Raw genomic sequence first — 24392 nt, forward strand, 5'->3', positions numbered from 1 at the left:
GAGTGGTGTCTTGTACGGTTTTGGGTCCAGAGGTCCGCGACCGAGTTGGTCGCGGACCTTTGTTGCTGACCAGACCGTGAGGACACCAATGCCCAAGATCTTCGCCGCCGCGCTGCTGACCGCCAGCGCTGTCGGTTCGCTGTTACTGCTGCCCGCCGCCACGGCCCACGCTCAGTCCGAGACCTGTGGCCGCGCCGTCGACGCGATCAACAAGGCCATCGACGGATCGCCCAACGGCGTCCTGGAGGACCCGGTCGCCAAGGCGCTGCACTTCACGTTGCTGTCCATCGCCGCGAGCGGTGGCGAACAGGCCGAGAAGGACGTCATCATCGCCTACGCCAACGCGTTGGCCGACGACAACGTCAGCGATTTGGATCCCGTCACCGACCAGCTCAACCGTGTCTGCGGGAGCAAGAGCTGAACTCGCCTGTAGGCGAACGGGTTACGGCCCGATAACGCGTTGACCGTCGTTGAGCGGAACATGATCGAGAGCTCACTTGTGTTGTGCCGCAGTCATGTTCCGCTCGACGGTAGCCGTCCGCGAGCTAGCGTCCGCGACGCTTCGCGGGCTTCTTCTTGGCGACCGAATTCCTTGCCGGACTCGGCCGTCCACCGGTTCGCTTGACCGCCGACTTCTTCTGCGGCTCAGGGCTTTTCGCCCGCACAACAGGCGACCGAGAGCTACGTTCGGAACGACCTCGGACAACCCCCACGAAATCCTCGACCAGATCACTGGTCCGATCCGTCGGCCACGCCAAGGCGATCTCCGTGTCCGCGACATCGGTGACCGTGCGATACACCAGGTCGCGGCGAGCATGCAGCCGAGCGATCGAATGCGGGACCACAGCGACACCCACGCCGGCCGCGACAAGCTCGATGGCACCCTCGACAGCGTCGATATCGGAGGCATCCTGCATCCGCTCGTCGGCCAGGTCCGCCATGCTCACCTGCTCGAAGACCGAGATCGGATGATCCTTCGGCACCACCACGACGGGCAGCTCCCGATACAGCGGAATCGCACTCATCCCGTCTCGATCAATCGGCAGTCGCACGAAGCACAGATCGACCCGCCCCTCCCGCAACGCCTCTTCCTGCTCGCTCATCGGCACCCCGACCACCTCGAGCGAGGTATCCGGAAAACGCTCACTCCAGATCCTGGTCCACTTGGACACCGTCACCCCGGGCACGAATCCGACCCGCAACGCGGCAGGCCCGTCCGGCGTCTCCTCGACCACCGCCGCCGCGGCCCGCGCGATCAACTCCCGCGCCGCCCCCAGCAACTCCTCCCCATCCTCAGTCAACTGGGTCGGCTGGGCCCCCGGCACAAACAGCTTCGTCCCCAGCTCCTCCTCCAGCTCGATCACCGTCTGACTCAACCGCTGCCGCGCGATATTCAACCCCTTCGCCGCCCGCGCAAAATGCAGCTCCTCCGCAACCGCGACAAACCACCGCAGCCGCACGACATCGATCGACTCGAACCGGCTCATGCCAGGAACAATATCGCCACCGGATAGGCTGTCTCCAATGAGCGAGCGGCAGCGAGTGAATCGATGGCACAGCCCCCTCGGGCGCACGACGGAACCGAGCGCCAGCGAGGTGGAGTTGTGAGCCCGGACCCGAACCCTCAGATGATGAAGCCCTTGACCGCAGCCAACAAGCTCGGCATCTACCTGCCCGCGGCCCCCGAATCCTTCCGCAACACCCCCCTCTCCCGCGCCGACCTCGACGCCCTCCGCACCAATCCCCCGGAGTGGCTCACCGACCTCCGCCGCACCGGCCCCTTCCCCCGCGACGTAACCGCCCGCAAACTCGGCGTCTCCAACTCCGGCCTCTCCCGCGCCGAAGTCTCCGACGCCCTCACCGCCGACGAAATCGCCGCCCTCCTCGCCGACCCGCCAGAATGGCTGATCCGCGAACGCGAAACCTACGCCGAGGTCCTGAAGGAAAACGAGCGAATCGCCACCAAGGAAGCCGAACGCCGCGCAGCCACAAACCGCCCCGCCAAAAACCGCACGTAAGGCGTCACGGAGCTCACCGTGACGTCAGCCATTGTTTGAATTGGGTCGTGTCGAATTCTCGACCCTTGATGTCGGTGTGAGTGCTGGATGAGATTGCGGTGACTTGGGTTTCGGTCCAGGCGAACCAGGTGTGGGACGGGTAGTCGAGGAGTAGGTGGGCGTTGGGGGGTAGGGCCTGGGCTGCTTGGGATTCCTCGGTTCCGGTCGCGATGGCCTGTGGGGTGTAGGGCGGGGTTGGGGTTAGTTGGATTGTGTCGGGGTCGGTTCGGGGGCCGATTGTTGTTGGTATGGCGATGTAGGACGGGGTGCCTGCGTTGTGTAGTGGGGATTGGGGGTCGGTCGCGAACTTCGGGTTGGTTGCGTAGACCATTACGTGGGGGCCGGATCGGTGGAGAGTCGGCGGGGTTTCGGTGGTGGGTGGGTTTTGGGATCGGAGGAATGAGGCGGCTAGTTGGGCTGTCGCCGGTGATTCCAGGACTTGGGCGATCGTGGCGGCATCCGGGGTGGTTGCCGGGCTGATGTCGGCATTCGGCGGGGTGTGCGGTGGGGGCGCGCATCCCTGAATTGCCAAGGCGGCGTACAGGAGTGCTGCTGCGCAGAGCGAGCGGCGGGTCATTTCTTTTTCGATATTCCGTAGTCTTCGCCGAACCAAGCCCATTCGGAGTTCTGGGTGTACGACGCGAGTGTCTGCGTGACGATTCGTTGCGAGGTCGGCCACGGGTCTCCGTAGGTGATCGTGCCGGTGTCTGCGTCGTAGCCATAGACGACTTGGGCGTGACCACCGCCTGCGGCCCAGGCTATTCCGGTGAGGATCGGGCGGTTCGCCGTGATTTCCGCGGCGATTTTGGTCATCGAGAACGGCGAACCGACCGACGCGGTGAAGCCGATCTTTTTGAATGCGTCGGCGATCTCCTCGAGTGACGCGCTCTCGTTGGGACACGGCTTACCCCGCGCGGTGTCGTGCACGAGTTTGCAGTAGTCGGCCTGGGCGATGCGGCGGCCGAGGTAGGTGGATATCGAGGCACCGTCGGCCGCCCAACACCATTGATTCCACTCTTGTACCTGTTGGGCGTAGGGAAGGGTTTTCGAACCCGAGGCCAGCTGGCGCGGTTCTATTACACCGGGGAGTGCGGTGGTGACCTTCAGTCCGGTCGAGTGTGCGGCGAAATCCTTTCCAGCGGAGAGTGGTTCGGCGAGCGATGGGCTGTGGCCGAAGGAAAGGATCACCACTGTCGCGGCGATCAGCGAAGCATGCAGTTTTCTTCGTGGCAGCACTCGGGCACCCACTTTCGGGTCGCTGAATTTCAGGGAAAGTTACGCTGCCGCTTCCGGCGACGGCAAGTGGGGACGGTCCCCAATTCGAAACAAGATGTCAACGCCGAATGCTGTTGCCGCACTGATGTTTTGCGAGGAGCATTCGCAATGTAGCAGCGGCACGTCCGAACTGTTCCACAGTTCAACAATTTTCGACGTCCGGTGCGCATCGGGCACTAGCCCAAAGTCGACAAAACGGACAAATCATCAATCAGGAGTCACCATGCGTTACTCATTCCTGCCTGCCGCAATGGCATTCGCGGTAGGTGTCGCAATCGTCTCGACGGGAATCGCGCAAGCGGAACCGCCCACGGCGCCCGAACTCAAGCACCATTCCTTCGGATTCGATGTGCAGGCGGCAAAGGCCAACCAGGACAAGGACACCAGCACCGGCTTCGCACTGCCTGTTCGGGTCGGGTCCGCCGTCGCGCCGCCGTCCTACTCGCTCAAGCAGTTCGCGGCACCCGCGGGCGACCAGGGTCCGGTCGGGTCCTGCGTGGCGTGGGCGACGGGCTACACCGGCTACGGCGTCCTGATGAACGAGCAGAAGATCGCCGGCGGTCCGATGGCGCCGATGTACATCTACGCGCAGATCGCCAAGGGCGACGACCAGGGCACCTGGGCCGGTGTCGCCTTGCCGATGGAGCGCAGCCAGGGCATCGACACCAAATCCCACTACTGGCAGGGCGATTTCGACTACACCACCCAGCCCGATGCGTCGGAACGGGCGAACGCCGCGCACTACAAGCTCTCCGGCGCCCAGGATCTGGATTCCGGCGATCGGGTGACCAACATCAAGAATGCGATCTCGGCGGGCCTGCCTGTCCCGATCGGGTTCGAGGTACGGCAGAGTTTCATGAATCTGAGCAAGAGCAACTCCCGCTACAACCCGTCACGCAACGAGCGCACGGTGGGCGGCCATGAGGTGACGATCGTCGGCTACGACCAGAATGGCGTCACGATCCAGAATTCCTGGGGAGCGAGTTGGGGCGACAACGGATTCTTTACCGCGCCGTGGTCGTTCATCACCGGCGGCGACGTCGATGAAATCCACTCGATGGGACGACTTGTCACCGGATGATTGATCACGTCATGAGTAGTTCGAAGTCCTGATTCCTGTCGGCTGCACCGCCGGCAGGAACCGGGCGTTTTCCGCCGATTGCACCCCCTGCAATCTTCTCCGCGTCTACCCCTTAGGAACTGGGGAAACAACCCGCTGACCAGCCGCACTCCCCACTCTCACACTGGGGATCCGGACGCCGCCGTTCATGTCATGATTCAAACGGTTGGCCGGACTCGGCGGCACCCCCATCGGCCGGGACAACCACCAGCACAATATATTTCGGTTCTCGTTCGCCTACGATCTTCGGGCCATCGCCGCGCGCACACAGAAATGTCGCGGTGAACGATTCGCTGACCTTTATGCGATTTCCGTTCATCGGGGACCGATCCAACGTCCCCATAGGGAGGACCCCATGCGAACGGCGAAATCTACCGGGCTCGTCGCAATGGTCGCGAGTCTGTTGATCGGCATAGCCGCGGTGTTGGTGGGATTCACCAACGCGCCGGCCCAGACCGCGGCCGCGGCTCCCCCGACCTCCGGCGGTGTCAAAATCGGCTACTACAACCAATGGTCGGTCTACGAAAACGCCTTCTACCTCAAGAACGTCGACACCTCGGGTATGGCAGGCAAGCTCGACTACATGATGTACGCGTTCGCGAACATCCACCCCACCGACCTGACCTGCTTCGAGGCGAACAAGGCGGCCAGCCAGGACGAGAACAACCCGAATGCCGGTGACGGCGCGGGTGATTCGTTCGCCGACTACGGCAAGTCGTTCGGCGCCTCGATCAGCGTCGACGGCACCGCGGACGCCTGGAACGACCCGATCGTCGGCAACTTCAAGCAGATCAAGCAGCTGAAGGCCAAGCACCCGAACCTGAAGGTGCTGTTGTCGATCGGCGGCTGGACGTACTCGAAGTTCTTCTCCGATATCTCCGCGACCGATGCCGCGCGCAAGAAGTTCGCGTCCTCCTGCATCGACATGTTCATCAAGGGCAACCTGCCGAAGGCCGATGGTTACGGCGGCCCGGGCACCGGTAAGGGCGTCTTCGACGGCCTCGACCTGGACTGGGAGTATCCAGGCGGTGGCGGCCATGTCGGCAACCACGCCTCGACGGCCGACCGAGCCAACTTCACCTTGCTGACGGCCGAGTTGCGCAAGCAACTGGACGCACAGGGTCTGGTGGACAACAAGCACTACTCGCTGACCGCGGCCGTGGCGGCGGGGCAGGACAAGATCCGCAACTACGAGACCGACAAACTCGGCAACTACCTCGACCTCGTCAATGTCATGACCTACGACATGCACGGGGCGTGGGATGCCAAGGGCCCGACAAACTTCCAGGATCCGATCTACAGCAGGCCGGACGACCCGATGAACCCGGTGCCGCCGGGCAACGCGAAGTACAACATCGATGAGGCGATCACCGCGTGGACCACGGGTGACAGTTCCTACGGCATCCCCGGCGGCTTCCCGCCGACCAAGCTGACCATCGGCTATCCGTTCTACTATCGCGGCTGGACGGGCGTGCAGCCCGGTAACAAGAATGGGCTGTTCCAACCCGCAACGGGTCCGGCGCCGGGTGGACCGTCGTCCGGCAACGTTCCTGGCATCCGGATGTACAAGGAGCTGGCTGGCGTCGTCGACAATCCGTCCCGCACGTTCTACGACCCGGTAGCACAGGCCGCCTACTTCTACGACGGCACCAACTTCTGGGGCGGCGACTCGCTGCAATCCATCCAGGCCAAGTCGGATTACCTGCACTGCAAGGGACTCGGCGGCGCGATGATGTACTCGCTGGAGAACCTGGATGCGGCGTCGACACTGTTCAACCAGGTGGTCAAGACCGTCAACGGCAGCGCTTCGACCTGCACACCGCCGACGACCACACCGACGACTCCGCCCACCTCCACGACTACGACCACGACAACCACCACGTCCGTTCCGCCGACCACGACAACCACCACGCCGCCCACCGGAAACGGTGTGGTCAACGGTGATTTCGAAGGCGGTTCCCTGTCGCCGTGGTCCTGCGCGGGCAATCTCGGCACCCTCGTCACCAGCCCGGTGCACGGCGGCAAGAGTGCCCTCACCGCGGCGGCCAGCAGCGGCGACACTGCCCAGTGCACGCAGCAGATAACCGTCGAGCCGAATCACGCGTACACACTGTCGGCGTGGGTGAACGGCAACTACGTCTACCTCGGCGTCACCGGTTCAGGCACCAGTGACACGTCCACCTGGACTCCGGGTACCGGCGGTGCCTACCAACAACTTTCGACCAAATTCACCACCGGTGCATCGACCACCAAAGTCACCATCTGGGTGCACGGCTGGTACGGCCAAGGGTCCTACAGCGTGGATGACATCACACTGAAGTAGGAACTCGCGAACACACAGGTGGGCCTCGGGCTACGAGGCCCACCTTTGCGCGTTCAGGCCTCGGAATAGCTGGCGGCCCAGCCCTTTTCGAGGATGGCGAAGATCTCGTCCGCGGCGCGGCGTGGATCGGGATGGCGTTCGATGAGATCGCTTGCGTCGAGGGCGAATCGGGCCAGCGCGGCGCAGGCGGCGTCGTCGGTGGGCGCGCCGACTTCTTCCGCAATCGTTGTCGCCAAGGCGGTTTCGTGGCGCAGCCACATGCGGCGGGCGTAGTCGCGCAGGACCGGGGTGTCGGCGATCATGCGGACGAAGGCGGGAGTTTGCCCATCCGCCGCTGCCACGCCGGTTGCTCGCAACAGGATGTGCTCGCGCAAGGCCTGGGGGATGGATTGGCCGGGTGGGCGTTCGCGGACCGCGGCGACGAGCGCCGACTCCAGGTCGTCGTCCAGGTCGAAGACCAGCGCCTCCTTGCTGGGGAAATGCTTGAACAAGGTGGTCACCGATACGTCGGCCGCCTCGGCCACGTCTTTGACGCCGACCCGGTCGTAGCCGTGCTCGAGGAACAGTCGCAGCGCGGCATCCGCCAGCGACTGGCGAGTCTGGGCCTTCTTGCGCTCGCGGCGCCCGATCGGTTCGTCCACCCCCTCACGCTACCCGATTAAGGTGCATCCACTATTAAAGTTTAGTGGTTGCACTTTTTTAGTGACTTAGGTTTCATGGTGGCATGAGCTCCTCCGCATCCCCCCGCATTGCCAGCGTCGGCGCCGGCCTCGGCGGCGTTGCCTGCGCTCGTGGCCTCCAACTGCACGGCCGCTCGATCACCGTGTTCGAACAAGAGCAGTCCCCCACCGCCCGTACCCAGGGCGGGACCCTCGACCTACACGCCGACACCGGCCAGGTCGCTCTTCGCGCGGCCGGGTTGTTCGAGAAGTTCCGTGCTTTGGCACGCCCTGAAGGCCAGGAAATGCGCGCACTCGACCCCATCACCGCCGAGCTCCTGCACCACGAACAACCCGACGAGGACTACGCACCGGAGATCGACCGGGGCCAGCTCCGCGAACTGTTTCTCGAATCCCTCGCACCAGGCACCATCCACTGGGGGCAAGCCGTCGAGTCGGTCGATCCACTCCCCGACGGCACCGCCCGCCTGCGGTTTCGCGACGGCTCGACCCAGCAGTTCGACCTCGTCATCGGCGCGGACGGCGCCTGGTCACGCGTCCGGCAGGCCCTGTCCGCCGATATCCCCACCCACACCGGCACCACTCTCGTCGAAACGTTCCTGGACGACGCCGACATCCGCCACCCCGCGCTCGCGCACCTGGTCGGCAACGGCACCATCATCGCGAAGTCCGGTCACACCATGTTGTCCGCACAGCGCAACAGCGGCGGCCACATCCGGGTCTACGCCGGGCTCGAGATTCCGCACGACTGGTACGTCACCGCGGGTCTGGAACTCGACGACACCGCGGCCGTACGCGAATACCTGCTGACCGTGCTCGACGGCTGGCACGACAGCCTGCTCGACCTATTGCGTTGCAGCGACGGCGGTTTCGTCAACCGCCCGCTGTTCATCCTGCCCGTCGGACATACCTGGAACCATCTCCCGGGCTGCACCCTGCTGGGCGACGCCGCCCACCTCATGCCGCCGTTCGGCATCGGCGCCAACCTCGCCATGCTCGACGGCATCGACCTCGCCGCCGCCATCGCCACCCACCCCACATCGACGAGGCGGTCCGCGCGTACGAATCGGTCATGTTCCCCCGCTCCACCGCGGCCGCCCAAGCCTGCGCCGACCTGGACCAGACGATCGCCTCCGGCGACCCGATCGACGTCGACGCGGTTCGCAAACAACTCAACGAACGTCTCCTCCAGGCAGCCGCGGATCGACCCGCATAATCGGCGGCGTCACGCACGGGTGACGCCGCCGGGAAAAGGATGTGGTGGTCCGATTCCACTACGAGCTTGGAGAAGAAGATGAGAAAACGAGCGCTGTTCACACTCCTTGCCGCAGGCACGCTGGTCGTCGGCGGGTTCACCACCGCGACCGGCGCCGCCGACGAACTATCGGCACCGTGCACCATCGGCCCTGGCGTCACCCAGACCGAAACCACCGTGGACGGATCCGGCGGCGACGACACGATCGACTGCACCAACGCGAATCCAGGAAAGACGATCAACGGCAACGGTGGCAACGACACGCTCACCGGAACAGCCTTCGACGACGTCCTCAACGGTGGTGCGGGCAATGACACCATGACCGGCGGGGTAGGCAACGACAGCCTCAACGGCGGCATCGGCGAAGACACCCTGAGCGGCAGCGCGGGCAACGACACGCTGAGCGGCCCCGGCGACGACGACGCCTCGGACACGCTCAGCGGCGGCACGGACACCGACTCTTGTGGACCCGTCGGGGTGCCTCCGGACATCCGTGACGGCTGCGAGTCATAGGAACGCGCACCTCAGCGGCACGATTCTGCCGAGAAAGGCAATCGACGACCCGGCCCCGGATGAAGGGCCGGGTCTCGATGTGCGCAAGGGTTGCACGTTGCTCTAGCAGCGAGGATCGTTGGAGACGGACTTTTTGGGCACGACCCCCTGGATTCCGAAGCGAGTCCGGCACCGAACGCGGTGACACCGCGATCCGGCTCCTGATCCAGGCGAAGAAGTTGGTCGAGCGACAGATGCCTATCCCTACCGCGTCGACGGCGCAAGCCGGTCACCTATCCGGGACCGGCCGCGCGGTGCGTGTCGCGCTGCTCGGCGGCTTTCGGCTGCTCGCGGGGAACGACGTTCTCGTCATCCCGGTCGGATCGGAACGGCTGCTGGCCTTCATCGCGCTGCATCATCAAGCGGTCGGGCGGCTGCTCGTTGCCGGAACACTGTGGTCCGAGGTCTCCGAATGCCGCGCGTACGCCGCCTTGCGGTCGGCGCTGGCCCGCATGGATCGGGCCTGCCGTGGCGCGCTACAGGTCACGCCTCTGAGTCTGGAGCTCGCCAATGGCGTCGCGGTCGATCTCCGTGACGCGCGCGCACTTGCCCATCGGATCCTCGGCGGGACCCCATCTGCCGAAGCAGACCTCAGCCTCGCGGCGATCACCAGCCTGTCCCTCGACCTGCTGCCGCTCTGGTACGAGGATTGGGTCCTCGACGAGGCGGAGAACTGGCGACAACTCCGACTGCACGCGCTGGAGACGCTCTCGGGAAACCTCACTGCCGCAGGGCGTTTCGGCGACGCGACGGCGGCGGCCGCGGCGGCCGTTCGAGCCGATCCACTGCGGGAGAGCGCCCAGGCGGCCCTCATTCGGGTCCACCTCGCCGAGGGAAACCGCTCCGAGGCGCTTCGCACATTCGATACGTTCAGCCGCGTCTTGCTGAGCGACCTAGGCCTGGCACCCACACTTCGGCTGTATGAGCTCGTCGCGGATCTACTCGAGTTACGCGACGCACCGTTGCGGGATGCCGGCGGCAGACCTCACCTTGGGTGGTGATCTGCTCCACCTCGGAGGACCGAGCTCAGCACTCGGGGTCCTGATATCGGCGGGGGATGCGGCGGAGAGTTAGACGTGTCACCGCCAGCGAACCGGAGCACCCGATGTCGAATTCGAGCACCACCGTCACCTCGGCAGAACGTCGTGCCACGGTGACGACCGAAGACGGTGTGGCGCTTGCGGTTCGCGAGTACGGCCCGCGACATGCGGATCTGACAGTCGTTCTGCTGCACGGACATTGCCTGCGGACCGAGTCCTGGACCTACGTCCGCGACGCGCTGCTTCGGCAGTACCCCGGCGCCCGGGTGGTCTGCTACGACCACCGGGGTCACGGCGACTCGGCCGCGGCGTCCCGGCAGACCTACAACCTCGAGCAGCTCGGCCACGACCTGCACGACGTGCTCGACGCGGTCGCCCCGACCGGGCCGGTTGTCCTCGTCGGTCACTCGATGGGTGGCATGACCGTGCTGACCTACGTCAGCCAGCGGCCGCACGAGATCGGCACTCGCATCGCCGGTGTCGCGCTCATCGCGACCGCGGCGAGCGGGCTTGCCGACGCCGGGTTCGGACGCCTGCTGCGCAACCCGGTTGTCTCGGTCTTCCAGGCCGCGGTCCGGCGGGCGCCGGTTCTGATGCAGCACGCAAAGCTGTTGGCCTGCAAGGTTTTCGCCCCCGTTATCCGGACCGCCGAGTTCGGCGATCGCAAGGTCAGTGCGCGGGTTCTCGCGCTTGCCAACGCAATGCACAACGAGACGCCGATCGTGACCATGGCGAGCTTCTTGAGCGGATTCATGGTCTATGACCAAACCGACGCTCTCGCAGTGCTTTCCAAGATCCCGACGTTGGTGCTGTGCGGTTCGGCAGATCTGATGACGCCGTCGTCGCATTCGGTCTCGATGGCCGCTGCCGTCGAGTACTCGGATTTCGTAATGGTCGACGGCGCCGGGCATTCGGTGATTCTCGAGCAGCCGGGGCGGGTCGCCGAGGCGGTTGCTCGGCTGATGACGCGAGCGGGCGGTACGAGTACGGGCAGGGCCGCTCACCTCGCCCTCGTCGCGTAATCCACGCGAGAACGGCTTCCCATCCCCGAGATAGGAAGCCGTTCTGTCGATTCGCCGACGTCACCGCATTCGGCGCCTAGGTCTGGCCCGAATGCGCGGACTGATCGGGTCAGTTACCCGAGGTGAATTGGCTCTGCTGGGCAATGACGAACCCACCTTCGCCGTTGCGATCCGTTCCGGTGTCGAGGACCTTGTCGTCCAGGAAGGCGGCGGCCTCTCGGTCCAGGAAGATTCGTGACCCTTCGGCACTCAGGACCTGGTCCTGTTCGGCCGGTACCGCGGCGACCTCGAGCTGCAGAGTTTCCGCACCGTCCGCCGTGGAGATGCGTAGCCCGGCATCCTGCGGCGCGCCCTCCGCGGACGTGATGTTGCGAACGACCTCGATGGCGGTGGGGGTGAGCATCAACATGTATGTGGTTCCTTCCCGCTGTCGTAACAGTCCGCCAAGTAGTGGCGAACCCAGTCCCGCCGACCGGCCGTCGACGGCCTCATCGGCGTCGGCAGCCAGCAATGGCGTTCTCCAAGGGGTAGCCACCTGCTGCTTCGCGAAACTACTTTTCTTCACGTGAGCCACATTCCCCCAGCTCAGAGGCAGATTGTGACCCTGGCCGCAGTCGGTCAGCAAGCGGTCAGCGGCTCGATCAGCAGGAAACGGTGCCGATCTCCACACGTCGCGGAACGCCGATCTACGCAATTCGATCGACTTGGTCAGTTGACAGAGTCGACCGGTTTATGACCGATCCGCCATTTCCTCCCGGAGGCTGCGCTGGACGTACGTCATCGCCTCGATGGCGGCGGGGTCGGCGAATCGGCTGGCGAGTTCGTCGGGCGCGACGTCCTCGACGTGCTCGTGCAACCACCACAGGTGTCCCTGCGGATCACGGACGCGGGCGACGCGTTCACCGAAGGCGAGCAGGGTGGGGCGGGTGACGACGCGCGCCCCGGCGACGACGGCTCGCTCGACGGTCGCTTCGGCGTCGCCGACATAGAGCCGCAGGTGAGACGGGGTCGGCGACCAATCCGGCTTCGCGTCGAACAGCATGATGACGTTGCCATCCAATTCGACCTCGACATGCCCGATGTCGCCGTCCAGGTCGGACATGCGCGAGCCGGGTGTCTCGACGAATCCGAATACCGTTGTCAGGAAACGCAACTCGGCCTCAGTGTCCGGGCTGATCACCCAGGCGTTGACGCGTGCGTAGCGCGGTGGGACCGGAACTCGATCTTGATCTTGCATCGCTCCAGCATGCCCACACCGCTACGGGTTTGCCACCATGCCCGGTGGATCTCATATCGTCGATTCGAGCGCCGCGCTGAGCGAAACCACGGCGCGCAATTCCGCGGCGGCGTCGAGGAACGCGGTCGCTCGAGCGGTGATACTGGCGTCTCGGGCGGCCAGCGCGGACTGCACGTCATCGGATCGATGAGCGTGCCGCAACTCCGGCAGCACGGCACGCAGGTGCGCGAGCGGGTAGCCCGCTTTTCGGAGTTGATGCACGATGCGGGCGTCTCGAACTTGATTCGGCGTGTAGTGCCGCACTCCTTGCCGACCGCGTTCGGGGATGACCAAACCTTCAGCGTCCCAATGCCGCAACGTCGACGTTCGAATACCGAGCGCGTCGGCGAGTTCGGCGATGCTCATGGAATCAGAGCTGCGCACGTCATCGATCGGCTCGAGCGAGATCGCAGCGGCGGCCTGCTTGGCATGCCCGAGCTCGATACGCTCCGTGTGCAGTCGAGCGTGCGCCGCGTCGAGCAGGGCGAGGGCCGCCGAGATCGGACCCGAGTGGAACACCCGAAGAATCCGCTTGGCCTCGGTCGGGCCAGCGCCGACCGCAAGCGCACGGTAAGCGAGTACCGAATGACGATGCATCTCCCCATAGACCCGATGGCCGGTCGCGGTGCGTACCGCAGGCGGCAGCACGCCGTCGCGTTCGAGATTGCGCACCTGCTGCACCGAGTACCCGGCACACCGCGCGATATCAACCGTGCGCCTGAACTGCGATTTGAGGTTTTCCAATCAAATCTCCTCGTAATCTCGCACCAAGTCCACACGAGCACTTGAATGAGACGCTCGAAGCATGACCATAGACGAGATCATCGACTTCGTTGCCGCCCTCGACGGCGTCCTCACCCTCACCCCCACGGCCGCAGACCCCTGGCCGGAGATCAGCTGGGGCGACTCGTTCTTCTACTACTCCCCCGATGGAGTCGTCCCGACGAAAACCCAGCCCTTCGCAACAATCGTGACGAAGGACTACCCCGATGAACCCAGCTCCCGCCTCGACCGACCGAATGCCTTCCGCGTCAACATCGCCGCCGGTAAAGAAGCATTCATCAACTGGACCGGACACGAGCCGAAGCAGACAGCCACCACCGAGATCGACTACAGCGTCACCGACACCCTCATCCCCCACCCCACCTATGGCATCGCGGGATGGCTCGCAGTGGTGAACCCCGGCACCCGCACCGACGCGCCGACGCAAGAACTACTGCAAACGGCCTACGACCGCGCCCGTTCCCGCTATGAGCGGCGTGCCGAATCAGACGATCGCTGACTCCAGCCTTCTTATCGCTCTCATAGCAACGATTAACCCGGCCTACGCCAAACGATGTCGCAGCTGACAATGCTATCGTTGCTATGAGGCCTATAAGACTCGGAGTGTAGTAGCTCAACAGGTCAATTCCCCCGCCAGGGGCGTTAACGCTGTAATAGCAACGATAGGAGGGTCCGTGAGCAGACCAGCCCCTCGCCGGCGATCTCGCAGCGAGACGGCACCGCTCGCAACATTCGGGAACTTCATCGCCGAGCGGCGTCGCGCGCTGAGACTGACCCAACTCGACGTAGCCGACCTCGCCGATGTCGGTGTCTCATCGGTGCGCAGACTCGAGGCGGGTCAGACGTCACCGACCCTCGAGATGACCCTCCGCATCCTGGACGCACTCGGGCTAACGCTCGCGAGCATGCCACACAATGCGGCACGGACGCTGCCGGAAAACGCTACGGAACTGCGTGCGACCAGAGCTGATCAACCGTGACCGCGGCACCCGATCCGGACCAGCTCCGAGCAGTCGACGAAGCTGACGTCTACAAGGCCGGCCGACTCGCTGGGCGATTGCGTCGCGAGCGCGACGACGTCGTATTCACACACACCGAGTCCTACCTCGCCGACCCGACAACCCCACCCGTCGCATTCACGTTGCCGAAGGTGAAGGGCACCTTTCGATCGACAGGGGGATCGGTACCAGCATTCTTCGCAGGCTTGCTACCCGAAGGTCTGCGCCTTACCGCGATCACCACGGCTGCGCGGACCAGCGAGGACGACCACTTCAGCATTCTGCTTGCCGTCGGCGCCGACACGATCGGCGACGTCCAGGTGCTGCCCGCCGGAACTGTTCCCGTCGATCCAGCCCCCTTGTTCGATGAGCCGAACACGTCGAATGCTGATTTCACGACACTGTTCGCCCGCGCTACGTCGGCTGACGTCAACGACCTCGATAGAACCGCGCTGCCCGGCGTACAGATCAAGGTATCCGCGCAAATGATCTCTACACCGGTCTCCACGACCAACGGTCCGGCAATTCTCAAACTCAACCCGCCCGAGTATCCGTTCCTGGTCGAGAACGAGAATTTCTTCCTCGAGATGGCTGACGGGTGTGGCATACGAGTTCCGGATCACCAGCTCGCCACCGACAGGAACGGTCGCACAGCGCTCTTCGTCGACCGATTCGACCGCGTCATCGAGCACGGCCGACTCCGCCGCCTGGCCCAAGAGGACGCCTGTCAGGTCCTGGGCCGATATCCGGCCGCCAAGTACCGAATCACACTGCAAGAAGCCATCAAAGGCCTGGCGGACGCAGCCGCGCAGGGCGGTGGCTCGCAGCCGTTGGCCACCTTGCAGATGCTCGAAATCGCAGCGTTCAGTTACCTCATCGGAAACGGCGATCTGCACGGCAAGAACTTGTCTGTACGCCAGAACCCCGACGGAATCTGGGAAGTAACCCCCGCCTACGACCTACTGAGCACCCAGCCATATCTGAGCTGGAATGACCCGATGGCACTGTCGCTCTACGGACGCGACAGCAAGCTCGCGCACCGTTGGTGGGCAGAGGCGGCCGAGCGCCTCGGTGTTCCCAAGCGGGCGATCAACCGCGGCTTGGCACGGATTGTCCAGGCAGCAGAACCATGGGTAGAACGAGTGCCCGACATCGGATTCGACGACCAGACCACCGACCATTTGATGACCTTCATCTCCGAACGACGCAAAGAATTTCAGCAGCCCGCGCCCTAGCCTGCTACGGCTTTCGACAGATACAGCCCAGGATCTCTACGCGCGTGGTGGGTGAGTCACCGTCGAGCCAGTCCTGGATGGGCGCCAATCCGGGGTCGACGATATCGAATCCCGCTACGTAGGAGGCTATTTCGGCGCGCGATCGCAACGCCAGTATGGCTGAACTGCCTCTGGTGGCCGACATGGCCTGCCTGATGAAGTTCGAGTCGGAGTCACTCGACGCGTGGGTGAGGATCAGGTGGCTGCCCGGAGCCATGACGGCACGCAGTTGGGCGATGATCTCGGCGGGGTGCTCGTCATCCATGATGAAGTGCAGCACGCCGACGATGAGAAACGCGACCGGCTGTTCGAAGTCGATCAGCCCTTCCGCGGCCAGTCGGTCGATGATGGTGTCGGGTTGGCGGAGGTCGGCCAACATCGGCGTATCGCCGGGTGAGCTGGACACGGTGGCGTGCGCGAATACGACAGGGTCGAAATCGATCGAGACCACCCGCGCCGACGGGTCGATCTTGCGGGCCACTTCGTGTACGGACGGTGAAAAAGGGATCCCCGCACCGATATCGATGAACTGCCGGACACCGGCTTCTGCGGCCATCTTCACACCCGCCAGCAGGAACCGACGACTTATGCGCGCCAAGGCTTTCGAGTCCGGTGCCACCTTCAGCACCCGCTCGGCATACTCCCGATCCGCTTCGTAGTAGTCCTTGCCACCAAGCATGTAGTTGTAGATCCGCGCCGAATTCGGTTTATACGGATCGACCCCCATCGGAAGACGCCTGAAGTCCGACACCCGACCTCCTCGGTAGGGCGCCGATCGTAACAAGGTAGCGGGACCCTGTCGGCGCGTTCACGCACGATGAACACGACGTTCAGTCGGCAGTCGCTCGCCGTAATCGTCGGCACATCAACGCCGAACGCTCGCGCGACGCACTCACACCCGAGGAGTGAGCAGGACCGGCAGGTGCTGCGGAGCCGCCGTGAGTATCGACTCGGCCCACGGGAGGTCAGCGGGGGCAGCGGCGAGACACAAGTTCGGATAACGCGCCAGCAGAACCCGCAGCGCCACCTGTCCTTCGAGTCGAGCCAGTCGCGCACCGATGCAGTAGTGCATGCCGAGGCCGAACGCGAGATGGATCGGGCCACTGCGGTCGGACAGGCGCACCCGCAGTGGGTCGTCGAAGACCGCAGGATCGGTGTTGGCCGCGCCGAGCCCCACGATGACCACCCGACCCGGCGGAATCTCCACCTGCCCCAACAGCAATGGCGCCGTGGTGTAGCGCAGTGTGGCGAACGGTCCTGGGCTCAGGATGCGCAGCACCTCCTCGACATAGGTGTCGATGCGATCCGGGTCGGCGGTGAGTTCGTCGCGGATCTCGGGTGTCAGGAGCATGATGCTGTTGGCGATCAACCCGCGAGTGGTTTCGTACCCGGCGGCCAGGAGCACGGTGGTGTTCGTTGCGATCGCATGGTCGGCCGCGGCAATCCGGTCGGCCGTCGGCAGCCCGGCTGTCGTGGGGTCCGCAGCGACAGCGGCATCACAGCGAATGATCAACGTGCCGAGCAGATCCGCAGGCAGCGGGTCGTCCGGGGTCCAAGACACCAGGTCGGCGCGCTGTCTGCGGTGCCGCACCTGCTCCATGAGGTAGTAGCCGAACTTCTTGCTTGCGCGAGCGCGTTCCTGACCCGGGTTCTGGGACAGCAACATCGTCTGCACCCATTCGCCGAACTGCTGGTGATCACCGGTCGGAACGCCAAGGATTTCGCAGATCACCTGCACCGGTAGTGGTGTGGCGTACGCCGGTAGCAGGTCGACGGGCGCATCGGCGGCTGCGGCGAGGTCGGTGAGCAGGCGCTCGGCGATCTCTTGCACGCGTGGCTGGAGCGCGGCCACGGTCCGGGGCGTGAATGCGTCGGCCACCAGCGCCCGCAGGCGGGTGTGCTCGGGCGGATCCGACCACGGCAGTCGCTCCGCCATCGCGAGCCCAGGCAACGTCAGCTCAGCGAACTGCTTGACCTCGGGACTGGTGGTCGCGGCGGGGTTCTTGCGCAGGCTCTCCTCGCCCAGTGCCTGGCGGGCCAGCTTGTAGTCGGTGACCAGGATCGCGACGCCACCGCCGGGAAAGGTCACCTCGTGCACGCCACCGGCTGCCCGCAAGCTCGGGTAGATCTCGTATGCGCGGCGGAAGAAATCGTCGGGCAACTGCACCTGCGGCGGCGAAGTGGACATCTGTGGGCCTCGGTTCGCTTGTCTCGATCGGCACAGGCGCGCACAGTGATGCCCCCTGCTGTAGACGATCATGCAGGACAAACAGCAACAGGTTCCAGTTTTCGCGCTCCACCGGTGCCGCCATCCGCCGAAACCCACTGAACCGCCGACACATTGGGTTCGGATCCCAGATCATCCGCGCCACACTCCGGGCGTTGCCCAGACATTGGTGCGCCTGTGCGCTGAACGACCGATCCGGAAGCACGGTGCTAATGTTGTTGAGCAGCAGCATGATCGGTTGCGGACTACCGACTGGGGCGTCCGAACGCGACCCGCTGGGCCGTACGTCGAGAGAGGTGGATTGTGGCCAATCCCGAAGTGCCGGAAGGGATCGACCTGGGCAGGCCCAGCATCGCCCGGGCCTACGACGCAGTGTTGGGCGGCAAGGACAACTACGATGTCGATCAAGAAGTGGCTGATCGACTTCGGGAGACCATGCCCCAGATCGGCGAACTCGCTTGGTACAACCGGGCGATCCTGGGCCGCGGTGTGCGGTACCTGACCGGCGAGGCCGGAATCCGGCAGTTCCTGGACCTCGGTGCGGGACTGCCGACAATGGAGAACACCCACCAGGTCGCCCAGAGCGTCGACCCGCAGGCGCGGGTGGTCTACGTCGACATCGACCCGATCGTGCTGGCGCACGGGCGAGCCCTGTTGGCCACCAACGGACTCACCAACGTAGAAACGGCCGATCTGCGCGACTCGGCGGCGGTGTTGGGTTCGCCCGGCGTCCACAAACTGATCGACTTCACCGAACCGGTGGCCGTGATGCTGGTGGGCATGCTGCATCACCTGCACGACGACGAGGACCCGAAGGGCATTGTCGACGCGTACATGAGTGCGGTGCCGTCGGGCAGCTACCTGTTCCTGACCCACTTCTGCGACTCGGGTCCCGAGGCCCGTGAACTCGAGAAGACGTTCCTCACCTTCCTCGGCACCGGCCGCTTCCGCACGCACGACGAAGTCGCAGCCTTGTTCGACGGCCTCGAGATGGTCGACCCCGGATTGGTTTACCTGCCGCAATGGCGCCCGGACCGCATCGTCCGCGACAACCTGACCATCGCCGAACGCCTCATGATCGGCGCGATCGCTCGCAAACCCTGACTCCGGCAGCGTGATCCAGGCGGCCCGCGCGGGTAACTCCGTGCGCGCCACCGGTCATCGACGCAGCGCTACGGCAGGGCCGCAAGGAGCTTCTTCAGCACGGCGGGTGTCGCTTCCGGTGGTTCGGCATAGGCCGCACTCAGGACGTCCATCAGCTGCCGGTAGTGCTGTAGATCCGAGCTCTTGTCCAGATAGAGTGCGCCAGTGAGCTGTTCGAGGTAGACAATGTCGGGCAGCTCCGGTTCGGGGAACCGAAGCATGCTGAACGAGCCGCCTTCGGCGGGAGTGGGACCAGCCGTCTCCGGCAGCACCTGCAGGGTGATGTTCGGCCGCTCGATCAGCTCGAGGAGATGCTCCAGCTGTTCCCGGGCAATTCGAGGGTCCGGAGGTTGCCGGCGCAGCACATGCTCATCGACGACCGCCCACACCGACGGTGCGTCCGGTTCGCGAGTCAGGATCCGCTGCCGACGCATCCGCATATCGACCAGGCGCTGCGCTTGCTGCGCCGAGTCGAGACCGAAGATGTATCGGGCGTAGTCGGCAGTCTGAAAAAGACCTGGGATGTAATGGGTTTCGTAGATTCGGATCCGCTGGGCGGCCTGCTCCAGGCCGACGTACGTCTCGAACCAGGATGGGAGCAGGTCACTGTAGCGATGCCACCAACCGGGCCGGTTCGCCTGTTGGGCCAAGTCCAGAAAGCGCTCACGCTCGTCCTGGTCGAGCACCCCATACAAGGTGAGCAAGTCCCCCATGTCGCGTTCCTTGAAACCGGTCTGACCCAGCTCCATACGCGTGATCTTGGTTTCGGACGCCCGCAGTGCCTCACCGGCGACGCGCCGACTGATATCGCACTCTTCACGGAGCTTGCGCAGTTGGCCGCCGAGCGCGATCCGCAAAACCGTTGGCCCTCTTGCCGCGGAGAGGTCCGCTACCGCAGGACTAGCATGTTCCGGCCTGATTGCCATCAAGTCGTCTCCGATGTTGTGTCGCCGCCGATGCGCATGGGAGCCACGTCCCAGTAGCCACACCAACGAAACACTTTACAGCATCAGGCTATCGAAGCCGCCGTGCTTGATCGCCCCGACGAGCGCATCGAACTCCGTACGGGCAAACGTCAGCACCGTTCCGCGTGGGTACCGCGAATTGCGCAATCCGATCCGATCGGCCGAAAACTGTGCCACCTCTACACAATTGCCGTGCGGGCCACTGTATGAGCTCTTCCGCCAGGCGATTTCGCTCGAAGGTAGCTCGCGCTCCGCAGTTCTCTCCGACATGACACTCTCGACTCTCTGGTTAATACTGCAACGACACTCAGTTGAGTAGTTGCTGGTAGTTCTGTTGTGTGGTGTTGGATCGTGTTGTGGCGGAGTTTGATTCGTTGATGAGCAGGATCGGGGCCCGGTTCACGCGGTCTGAGCCGCGTGCTCGGGCGGGTGAATATGTGTCGGGGCTGGTCGCGGGTCTGGAACGCAAGAACGGGTGGACCGTGGCCGAGCATGCCGGGGAGGCAGGCCCACAGGGGATGCAGCGGTTGTTGCGGAAGGCGGACTGGGATGTCGAGGGTGTGCGCGACGACGTGCGTGATTACGTCATCGAACATCTCGGTGATCCGGAGGCGGTGCTGGCAGCCGATGAGACCGGGTTCCTGAAGAAGGGTGTGAAATCGGCTGGGGTGCAACGGCAGTACTCGGGAACGGCCGGACGCACCGAGAACTGCCAGATCGGAGTGTTTCTGGCGTATGCGTCCACGCACGGGCACGCGTTGATCGATCGGGAACTGTATCTGCCCCAGTCGTGGACCGGTGACCGTGACCGCTGCCGGGGCGCGGGCATCCCTGACGAGGTCGAGTTCGCCACCAAACCGCGGCAGGTGATCGCCATGCTGGAGCGGATACTCGCCGCCGGGGTGCCGTTTCGATGGTTCACCGCCGACGAAGCCTACGGCCAGGCTGGTTACCTGCGTGACTGGCTCGAAGAACGTGACGTGTTCTATGTGATGGCCACCCGATGCGATCAGCAGATCACCACCCGCGCCGACCGCAGTGCCCGCGCTGACGCCCTGGTCGCCGAGTTCAAGGCTTCGACGTGGCAGCGGCTCTCGGTCGGTGCCGGCGCGCACGGGCCCCGGGAATTCGACTGGGCGCGCCGCCAGATCGAGGGCACCTGGGCAGGTGGGCGCGGGCACTGGCTGCTGGCGCGGCGCAGCATCAGCAACCCGACCGAGATCGCCTACTACCTCTGCTACGGCCCAGCCTCGGCGCGGCTGGTCGATCTGGCCTTCACGGCCGGGTCTCGCTGGCACATCGAGGAAGCGTTCCAACAAGCCAAGGGCGAGGCCGGACTCGACCACTACCAGGTCCGATCCTGGCGGGCCTGGTACGCCCACATCACCCTGTCGATGCTCGCCCTGGCCTGGCTGGCCGCGTCCAAAGCCATTGCCGCAAAAGGGGACTCGTCGACCACGACGAAGGCATGATCGCGCTGACACTACCGGAGATCCGCCGACTACTCGTCGCACTCGTCCTCACCCGCCACCATGACACCGATCACACCTGGGCCTGGTCGAGATGGCGACGCCGCCGCCAATACCAAGCCCGCCTCTCCCACTACCGACGCCGCGGACACCCCCTCAACTGAGTGTCGTTGCAGTATTAACGCCACTCACCAAACACTGTACACGCCAACGCACGTGCAGATGTACGTGCGTTCGCAGGTGCAGTCGCAGATGCCGTTGCATCTGCGCACAGTGTCTGAAACACTGTGATCGCCCAGATCGCTCCGTCCGGGGCGTGCAGCGTGGGCAACCGAACGCTGTTGCACCACAGAAGGACACACGGCATGGATCGTTTCGACGAACAGGCAGCCGACTCGCTTCCTGCCCCCCGGACCGATGCCGAGCCGCGCGTCCGCTGCCGCCGAGTCGCAGTGTCGGTGCACGAAACTTCCCGATGCCGGGGTGGCGTATCCCCCGGCATCGGGGAGCATCACCGGCGGGGGCAATCGCGATGAGACGCAGAGGACTACGCACAACCACAACGGCCGATGGACGGAAAGCCGCTGACTGGCAGCTGATTCGGCGACGCCCGTGGATTCTGCGGATAACGCTGTTCAACGACCCCGGCCCAGCGGTCGAATGGCCGGACAAGCCGCTCCCGCTGGCGCAGCCCGGAACAATCGTCTTCGACAGCGACGCATCCTCGCTGGATCTCGCCGACGCGCGCGAGAAGCTACCGCAGCATCAAGACTTGTGGAATGCCGTGCAACACGAGTTCTGGACAACCCTGTTCGATTCCAGCGAGCTCCCCGCCGCCGCAGGCGACGCATGAATCCGCAACCTTCACGAACGGGACACTAGCCTTCGGCTGCCAACTGGCCGCAAGACCGCGGCGACTACCCGCCGCTTGCGCCCGCGCTGACCATCGCGTCGGTCATAGCACTCGGAGGGCAGTCATGTGCCAGCGATCAGCGCGAGTGCGGGCAATGTGTGCGGCTAGTGCGAAATGGCGATGCCCTCGGTCGTACGCGGCGCACAGCTCCGCAGCGTCGCTGTTGACCATTACGACGTCCACTCGTGTCAGTACCGCCGTGCCTAACACATGACCAGGCACGAAACCACCCCTGACCAAGGTCCGTACCGTCGATACCACCGACAGATCAGCCATGGCGTCGAGGTGAGCAATTGGTCGGCGGTGATCGAGTACCTCGAGGGTGAGTCGTAGCGCTCTGTGAGCGAACTCCCTTGCCTCGCTATCTGATTCGCCGATCGAGCGTGACCCGACGTGCTCAGCACACGGCAGGCGACGCGGAGCCGCCCTACCTGACCGCAGAGACCGCGCGGCGTGCGGTGCCGGTCGACGATCATCTGATGGCCGACTCGCAGAAAAGGACGCCTCCCCCGCACATTGCCGACGGTCTGCCACTGGTGGTTCCGCACTCGGCGCAGGCCGCCGCACCACAAAGCTATCCACGTCAAATCCCCCTCGGTTCCCGTCGCGTCCCCCGCGATCGCGAAAGCATCCCACGCAGACCAAACCCTGTCTACCAACCAAGCGACCACTCTTACCAGCTCCTGCGCCTCCGCACGCGCCGGGCTGAAGGTCATGAACTACCACGCCTTGGCAACGCTGGCGGGGCTCCGATCCCGCCCGCGACCAAGTCCACCGACGGCTGTACGGCGCACCTCGCCACGGGGCTTGATTTCGGGGAGGTCTTCCGGATCGTCGAAGCGAACACCCAGGGAATCACGTCGTTCGAATCGGACCGCAGGGATCGTCAGAGCCTGGTTGCCGCTACACGCGCTCGCGACTATCTCTGGATCGGCGTTGTCGACGAGCATCAGGCTTGAGGTTGTTCGCTTTCGGCCCGCCAATCGGCGGAATCGAAATCAGCCTTCAGCTGCCAATTGGCCGCACGCCGCGGCGATTTCCTGGCCGCGGGTGTCGCGGACGGTGCACGGCACACCTTGGGCGTTGACGCGGCGAACGAACTCGGCCTCAACCGGTTTCGGGCTGGCGTCCCACTTGCTGCCGGGGGTCGGGTTCAGGGGGATGACGTTGACGTGCACGCGCGAGCCCAACGCCTTGTGCAGCTTCTGGCCGAGCAGGTCTGCGCGCCAGGGCTGGTCGTTGATGTCGCGGATCAATGCGTACTCGATGGAGACGCGGCGGCCGGACTTGTCGGCGTAGTAGCGGGCGGCGTCGAGGACCTCGGCGATCGGCCAGCGGTTGGCCACCGGAACGAGAGTGTCACAGAGTTCGATCCGTTGCGCCGGAAGGCAATTGGGTGAAAGCCCAAGATGGCGACTGACCAGTTGCTACAGTATTGTCGTCAACGCTGTTCGGGGGTGGTTACGGCTTCAGGGGGGCGCAGTGCTCGACGCAAGTGATCACCAACTCGATGCCGGCAATCACCAAGGCAAGTTCGGAGCCGACTACATACGCGTCCTCGCTTCAGCTGCGGGTTTGAGCTGGTCACAGGACGACGTAGACCTGGATGGGGTCGATCTCTGTATCAAGCTACCGGGTCGAACCCCGCGCGGTTTCTCGCCGCGGATCGATGTGCAGGTGAAGACTGTCTCCACCCTCCAAACCCGAAGCGGGCTGATCAATTTCGACGGACTGAACCAGCGACAGTTCAACAAACTCGCGGGTCCGGACTTCACGGTGCCGCGTTACCTGTTCGTCGTTCATGTTCCGCGCAGCACGAACCACTACGCCGATCTGCGCACAGCCGGACTGTTGCTTCGGCATATCGGCTATTACACGTCGCTCAGCAACCTCGAGACACTGCCTGCCCCAGACGCCCAGCGGCGGTTGCGGGTGAAGATCCCGATGAGCAACATCCTTACTGCCACCAGCCTGCGCGCACTCATCACTGAGAGCGCCTTGCTACCGACCAGATGACGAC

29 protein-coding genes and 1 pseudogene are annotated in these 24392 nt (G+C 64.4%); 17 read left to right on the top strand and 13 right to left on the bottom strand.

The genetic code is table 11. The annotated features are described in order from the left end of the window. The first annotated feature begins 88 nt into the window (after nt 1-88). Nucleotides 89-421: a hypothetical protein gene (locus tag ACQPW1_RS36065; protein ID WP_433656803.1), complete on the top strand. Its 333-nt coding sequence runs from the start codon at nt 89-91 to the stop codon at nt 419-421. Nucleotides 422-545: 124 nt separating this feature from the next. On the opposite strand, the gene ACQPW1_RS36070 is transcribed toward ACQPW1_RS36065, so the two are convergent. Next, on the bottom strand, nt 546-1487 hold the full coding sequence (locus tag ACQPW1_RS36070; protein WP_433656805.1) for a LysR family transcriptional regulator: 942 nt from the start codon (nt 1485-1487) through the stop codon (nt 546-548). A gap of 144 nt (nt 1488-1631) precedes the next feature. Between ACQPW1_RS36070 and ACQPW1_RS36075 the strand changes: the two genes are divergently transcribed. Continuing rightward, nucleotides 1632-2018 carry a DUF5997 family protein gene (locus ACQPW1_RS36075; RefSeq protein ID WP_433656807.1) on the top strand — a complete coding sequence of 129 codons (387 nt, stop codon included), beginning with the start codon at nt 1632-1634 and terminating at the stop codon, nt 2016-2018. A gap of 13 nt (nt 2019-2031) precedes the next feature. Here ACQPW1_RS36075 and ACQPW1_RS36080 read toward each other — a convergent pair whose 3' ends face one another. Both ACQPW1_RS36080 and ACQPW1_RS36085 read right to left on the bottom strand, forming a co-directional pair. After that, nucleotides 2032-2634: a hypothetical protein gene (locus tag ACQPW1_RS36080; RefSeq protein WP_433656809.1), complete on the bottom strand. Its 603-nt coding sequence runs from the start codon at nt 2632-2634 to the stop codon at nt 2032-2034. Then, nucleotides 2631-3293: a papain-like cysteine protease family protein gene (locus tag ACQPW1_RS36085; protein ID WP_433656811.1), complete on the bottom strand. Its 663-nt coding sequence runs from the start codon at nt 3291-3293 to the stop codon at nt 2631-2633. The genes ACQPW1_RS36080 and ACQPW1_RS36085 overlap by 4 nt, the downstream gene beginning before the upstream one ends. 262 nt (nt 3294-3555) lie before the next feature. Between ACQPW1_RS36085 and ACQPW1_RS36090 the strand changes: the two genes are divergently transcribed. Beyond that, a complete protein-coding gene (locus ACQPW1_RS36090; RefSeq protein WP_433656813.1) occupies nt 3556-4413 on the top strand; it encodes a C1 family peptidase in 858 nt (285 codons plus the stop codon). Between the two features lie 394 nt (nt 4414-4807). Continuing rightward, nucleotides 4808-6775: a glycosyl hydrolase family 18 protein gene (locus ACQPW1_RS36095; RefSeq protein WP_433656814.1), complete on the top strand. Its 1968-nt coding sequence runs from the start codon at nt 4808-4810 to the stop codon at nt 6773-6775. 53 nt (nt 6776-6828) lie between these two features. Here ACQPW1_RS36095 and ACQPW1_RS36100 read toward each other — a convergent pair whose 3' ends face one another. Continuing rightward, nucleotides 6829-7416 carry a TetR/AcrR family transcriptional regulator gene (locus ACQPW1_RS36100; RefSeq protein WP_433656816.1) on the bottom strand — a complete coding sequence of 196 codons (588 nt, stop codon included), beginning with the start codon at nt 7414-7416 and terminating at the stop codon, nt 6829-6831. 83 nt (nt 7417-7499) lie between these two features. Here ACQPW1_RS36100 and ACQPW1_RS36105 point away from each other — a divergent pair, with 83 nt between their 5' ends. The 4 genes from ACQPW1_RS36105 to ACQPW1_RS36120 all read left to right on the top strand — a co-directional run bounded on the left by ACQPW1_RS36105 (nt 7500) and on the right by ACQPW1_RS36120 (nt 11324). Further along, nucleotides 7500-8753 carry an FAD-dependent oxidoreductase gene (locus ACQPW1_RS36105; protein ID WP_433656818.1) on the top strand — a complete coding sequence of 418 codons (1254 nt, stop codon included), beginning with the start codon at nt 7500-7502 and terminating at the stop codon, nt 8751-8753. Continuing rightward, nucleotides 8750-9223, top strand: a complete 474-nt coding sequence (locus tag ACQPW1_RS36110; protein WP_433656820.1) for a calcium-binding protein — start codon at nt 8750-8752, stop codon at nt 9221-9223. Before ACQPW1_RS36105 ends, ACQPW1_RS36110 begins: the two co-directional genes overlap by 4 nt. A 233-nt stretch (nt 9224-9456) precedes the next feature. After that, nucleotides 9457-10263, top strand: coding sequence for an AfsR/SARP family transcriptional regulator (locus ACQPW1_RS36115; RefSeq protein WP_433656822.1), 807 nt, complete (start codon nt 9457-9459; stop codon nt 10261-10263). Nucleotides 10264-10367: 104 nt separating this feature from the next. Continuing rightward, entirely contained in the window at nt 10368-11324 is a 957-nt protein-coding gene (locus tag ACQPW1_RS36120) for an alpha/beta fold hydrolase (RefSeq protein ID WP_433656824.1), read from the top strand. A gap of 109 nt (nt 11325-11433) precedes the next feature. Here the strand turns inward: ACQPW1_RS36120 and ACQPW1_RS36125 are convergent, their stop codons facing one another. From ACQPW1_RS36125 to ACQPW1_RS36135, 3 genes are all read right to left on the bottom strand, one after another. Next, nucleotides 11434-11733, bottom strand: coding sequence for a hypothetical protein (locus tag ACQPW1_RS36125; protein WP_433656826.1), 300 nt, complete (start codon nt 11731-11733; stop codon nt 11434-11436). 321 nt (nt 11734-12054) lie between these two features. Beyond that, complete coding sequence (locus tag ACQPW1_RS36130; RefSeq protein WP_433656828.1) at nt 12055-12561, bottom strand: VOC family protein; 507 nt, start codon at nt 12559-12561, stop codon at nt 12055-12057. Between the two features lie 51 nt (nt 12562-12612). Further along, nucleotides 12613-13344, bottom strand: a complete 732-nt coding sequence (locus tag ACQPW1_RS36135) for a MerR family transcriptional regulator (RefSeq protein ID WP_433656830.1) — start codon at nt 13342-13344, stop codon at nt 12613-12615. 61 nt (nt 13345-13405) lie between these two features. On the opposite strand from ACQPW1_RS36135, the gene ACQPW1_RS36140 reads away from it, so the two are divergent. The 3 genes from ACQPW1_RS36140 to ACQPW1_RS36150 all read left to right on the top strand — a co-directional run bounded on the left by ACQPW1_RS36140 (nt 13406) and on the right by ACQPW1_RS36150 (nt 15616). After that, nucleotides 13406-13882, top strand: coding sequence for a DUF6194 family protein (locus tag ACQPW1_RS36140; RefSeq protein WP_433656832.1), 477 nt, complete (start codon nt 13406-13408; stop codon nt 13880-13882). A gap of 175 nt (nt 13883-14057) precedes the next feature. Then, nucleotides 14058-14363, top strand: a complete 306-nt coding sequence (locus tag ACQPW1_RS36145; protein WP_433656834.1) for a helix-turn-helix domain-containing protein — start codon at nt 14058-14060, stop codon at nt 14361-14363. Beyond that, the gene (locus ACQPW1_RS36150) at nt 14360-15616 is read left to right on the top strand and encodes a type II toxin-antitoxin system HipA family toxin (RefSeq protein WP_433656836.1); all 1257 of its coding nucleotides are present in this window, start codon (nt 14360-14362) and stop codon (nt 15614-15616) included. The genes ACQPW1_RS36145 and ACQPW1_RS36150 overlap by 4 nt, the downstream gene beginning before the upstream one ends. Before the next feature lie 4 nt (nt 15617-15620). On the opposite strand, the gene ACQPW1_RS36155 is transcribed toward ACQPW1_RS36150, so the two are convergent. Both ACQPW1_RS36155 and ACQPW1_RS36160 read right to left on the bottom strand, forming a co-directional pair. Beyond that, nucleotides 15621-16406: an SAM-dependent methyltransferase gene (locus tag ACQPW1_RS36155; RefSeq protein ID WP_433656838.1), complete on the bottom strand. Its 786-nt coding sequence runs from the start codon at nt 16404-16406 to the stop codon at nt 15621-15623. 141 nt (nt 16407-16547) lie between these two features. Beyond that, on the bottom strand, nt 16548-17843 hold the full coding sequence (locus tag ACQPW1_RS36160) for a cytochrome P450 (RefSeq protein ID WP_433656840.1): 1296 nt from the start codon (nt 17841-17843) through the stop codon (nt 16548-16550). 342 nt (nt 17844-18185) lie between these two features. Here ACQPW1_RS36160 and ACQPW1_RS36165 point away from each other — a divergent pair, with 342 nt between their 5' ends. Further along, nucleotides 18186-18986, top strand: a complete 801-nt coding sequence (locus ACQPW1_RS36165; protein WP_433656842.1) for an SAM-dependent methyltransferase — start codon at nt 18186-18188, stop codon at nt 18984-18986. Nucleotides 18987-19054: 68 nt separating this feature from the next. Here ACQPW1_RS36165 and ACQPW1_RS36170 read toward each other — a convergent pair whose 3' ends face one another. Further along, nucleotides 19055-19882: a helix-turn-helix domain-containing protein gene (locus ACQPW1_RS36170; protein ID WP_433656844.1), complete on the bottom strand. Its 828-nt coding sequence runs from the start codon at nt 19880-19882 to the stop codon at nt 19055-19057. A gap of 144 nt (nt 19883-20026) precedes the next feature. After that, entirely contained in the window at nt 20027-20260 is a 234-nt protein-coding gene (locus ACQPW1_RS36175) for a DUF397 domain-containing protein (RefSeq protein WP_433656846.1), read from the bottom strand. A 68-nt stretch (nt 20261-20328) separates the two neighbouring features. Here ACQPW1_RS36175 and ACQPW1_RS36180 point away from each other — a divergent pair, with 68 nt between their 5' ends. From ACQPW1_RS36180 to ACQPW1_RS36190, 3 genes are all read left to right on the top strand, one after another. Beyond that, nucleotides 20329-21462 (top strand): IS701 family transposase, encoded by a 1134-nt coding sequence (locus ACQPW1_RS36180; RefSeq protein ID WP_433654850.1) that lies wholly within the window; start codon nt 20329-20331, stop codon nt 21460-21462. Next, entirely contained in the window at nt 21459-21623 is a 165-nt protein-coding gene (locus ACQPW1_RS36185; protein ID WP_433654852.1) for a hypothetical protein, read from the top strand. Before ACQPW1_RS36180 ends, ACQPW1_RS36185 begins: the two co-directional genes overlap by 4 nt. 368 nt (nt 21624-21991) lie before the next feature. Beyond that, on the top strand, nt 21992-22312 hold the full coding sequence (locus ACQPW1_RS36190) for a hypothetical protein (protein ID WP_433656848.1): 321 nt from the start codon (nt 21992-21994) through the stop codon (nt 22310-22312). A 102-nt stretch (nt 22313-22414) separates the two neighbouring features. Here ACQPW1_RS36190 and ACQPW1_RS36195 read toward each other — a convergent pair whose 3' ends face one another. Next, the gene (locus ACQPW1_RS36195) at nt 22415-22813 is read right to left on the bottom strand and encodes an Rv3235 family protein (protein ID WP_433665437.1); all 399 of its coding nucleotides are present in this window, start codon (nt 22811-22813) and stop codon (nt 22415-22417) included. On the opposite strand from ACQPW1_RS36195, the gene ACQPW1_RS36200 reads away from it, so the two are divergent. Further along, nucleotides 22756-23331, top strand: a complete 576-nt coding sequence (locus tag ACQPW1_RS36200; protein ID WP_433665594.1) for a hypothetical protein — start codon at nt 22756-22758, stop codon at nt 23329-23331. The two genes, ACQPW1_RS36195 and ACQPW1_RS36200, sit on opposite strands and share 58 nt — an antisense overlap. A gap of 39 nt (nt 23332-23370) precedes the next feature. On the opposite strand, the pseudogene ACQPW1_RS36205 reads toward ACQPW1_RS36200, so the two are convergent. Next, nucleotides 23371-23742, bottom strand: a pseudogene (locus ACQPW1_RS36205) (23S rRNA (adenine(2503)-C(2))-methyltransferase RlmN); the annotation flags it as partial. A 112-nt stretch (nt 23743-23854) separates the two neighbouring features. Between ACQPW1_RS36205 and ACQPW1_RS36210 the strand changes: the two are divergent. Next, nucleotides 23855-24388: a DUF4365 domain-containing protein gene (locus ACQPW1_RS36210; RefSeq protein WP_433656850.1), complete on the top strand. Its 534-nt coding sequence runs from the start codon at nt 23855-23857 to the stop codon at nt 24386-24388. Nucleotides 24389-24392: the final 4 nt, after the last annotated feature.

It is taken from the genome of Nocardia sp. CA-128927, assembly GCF_050955855.1.
GTDB lineage: Bacteria > Actinomycetota > Actinomycetes > Mycobacteriales > Mycobacteriaceae > Nocardia.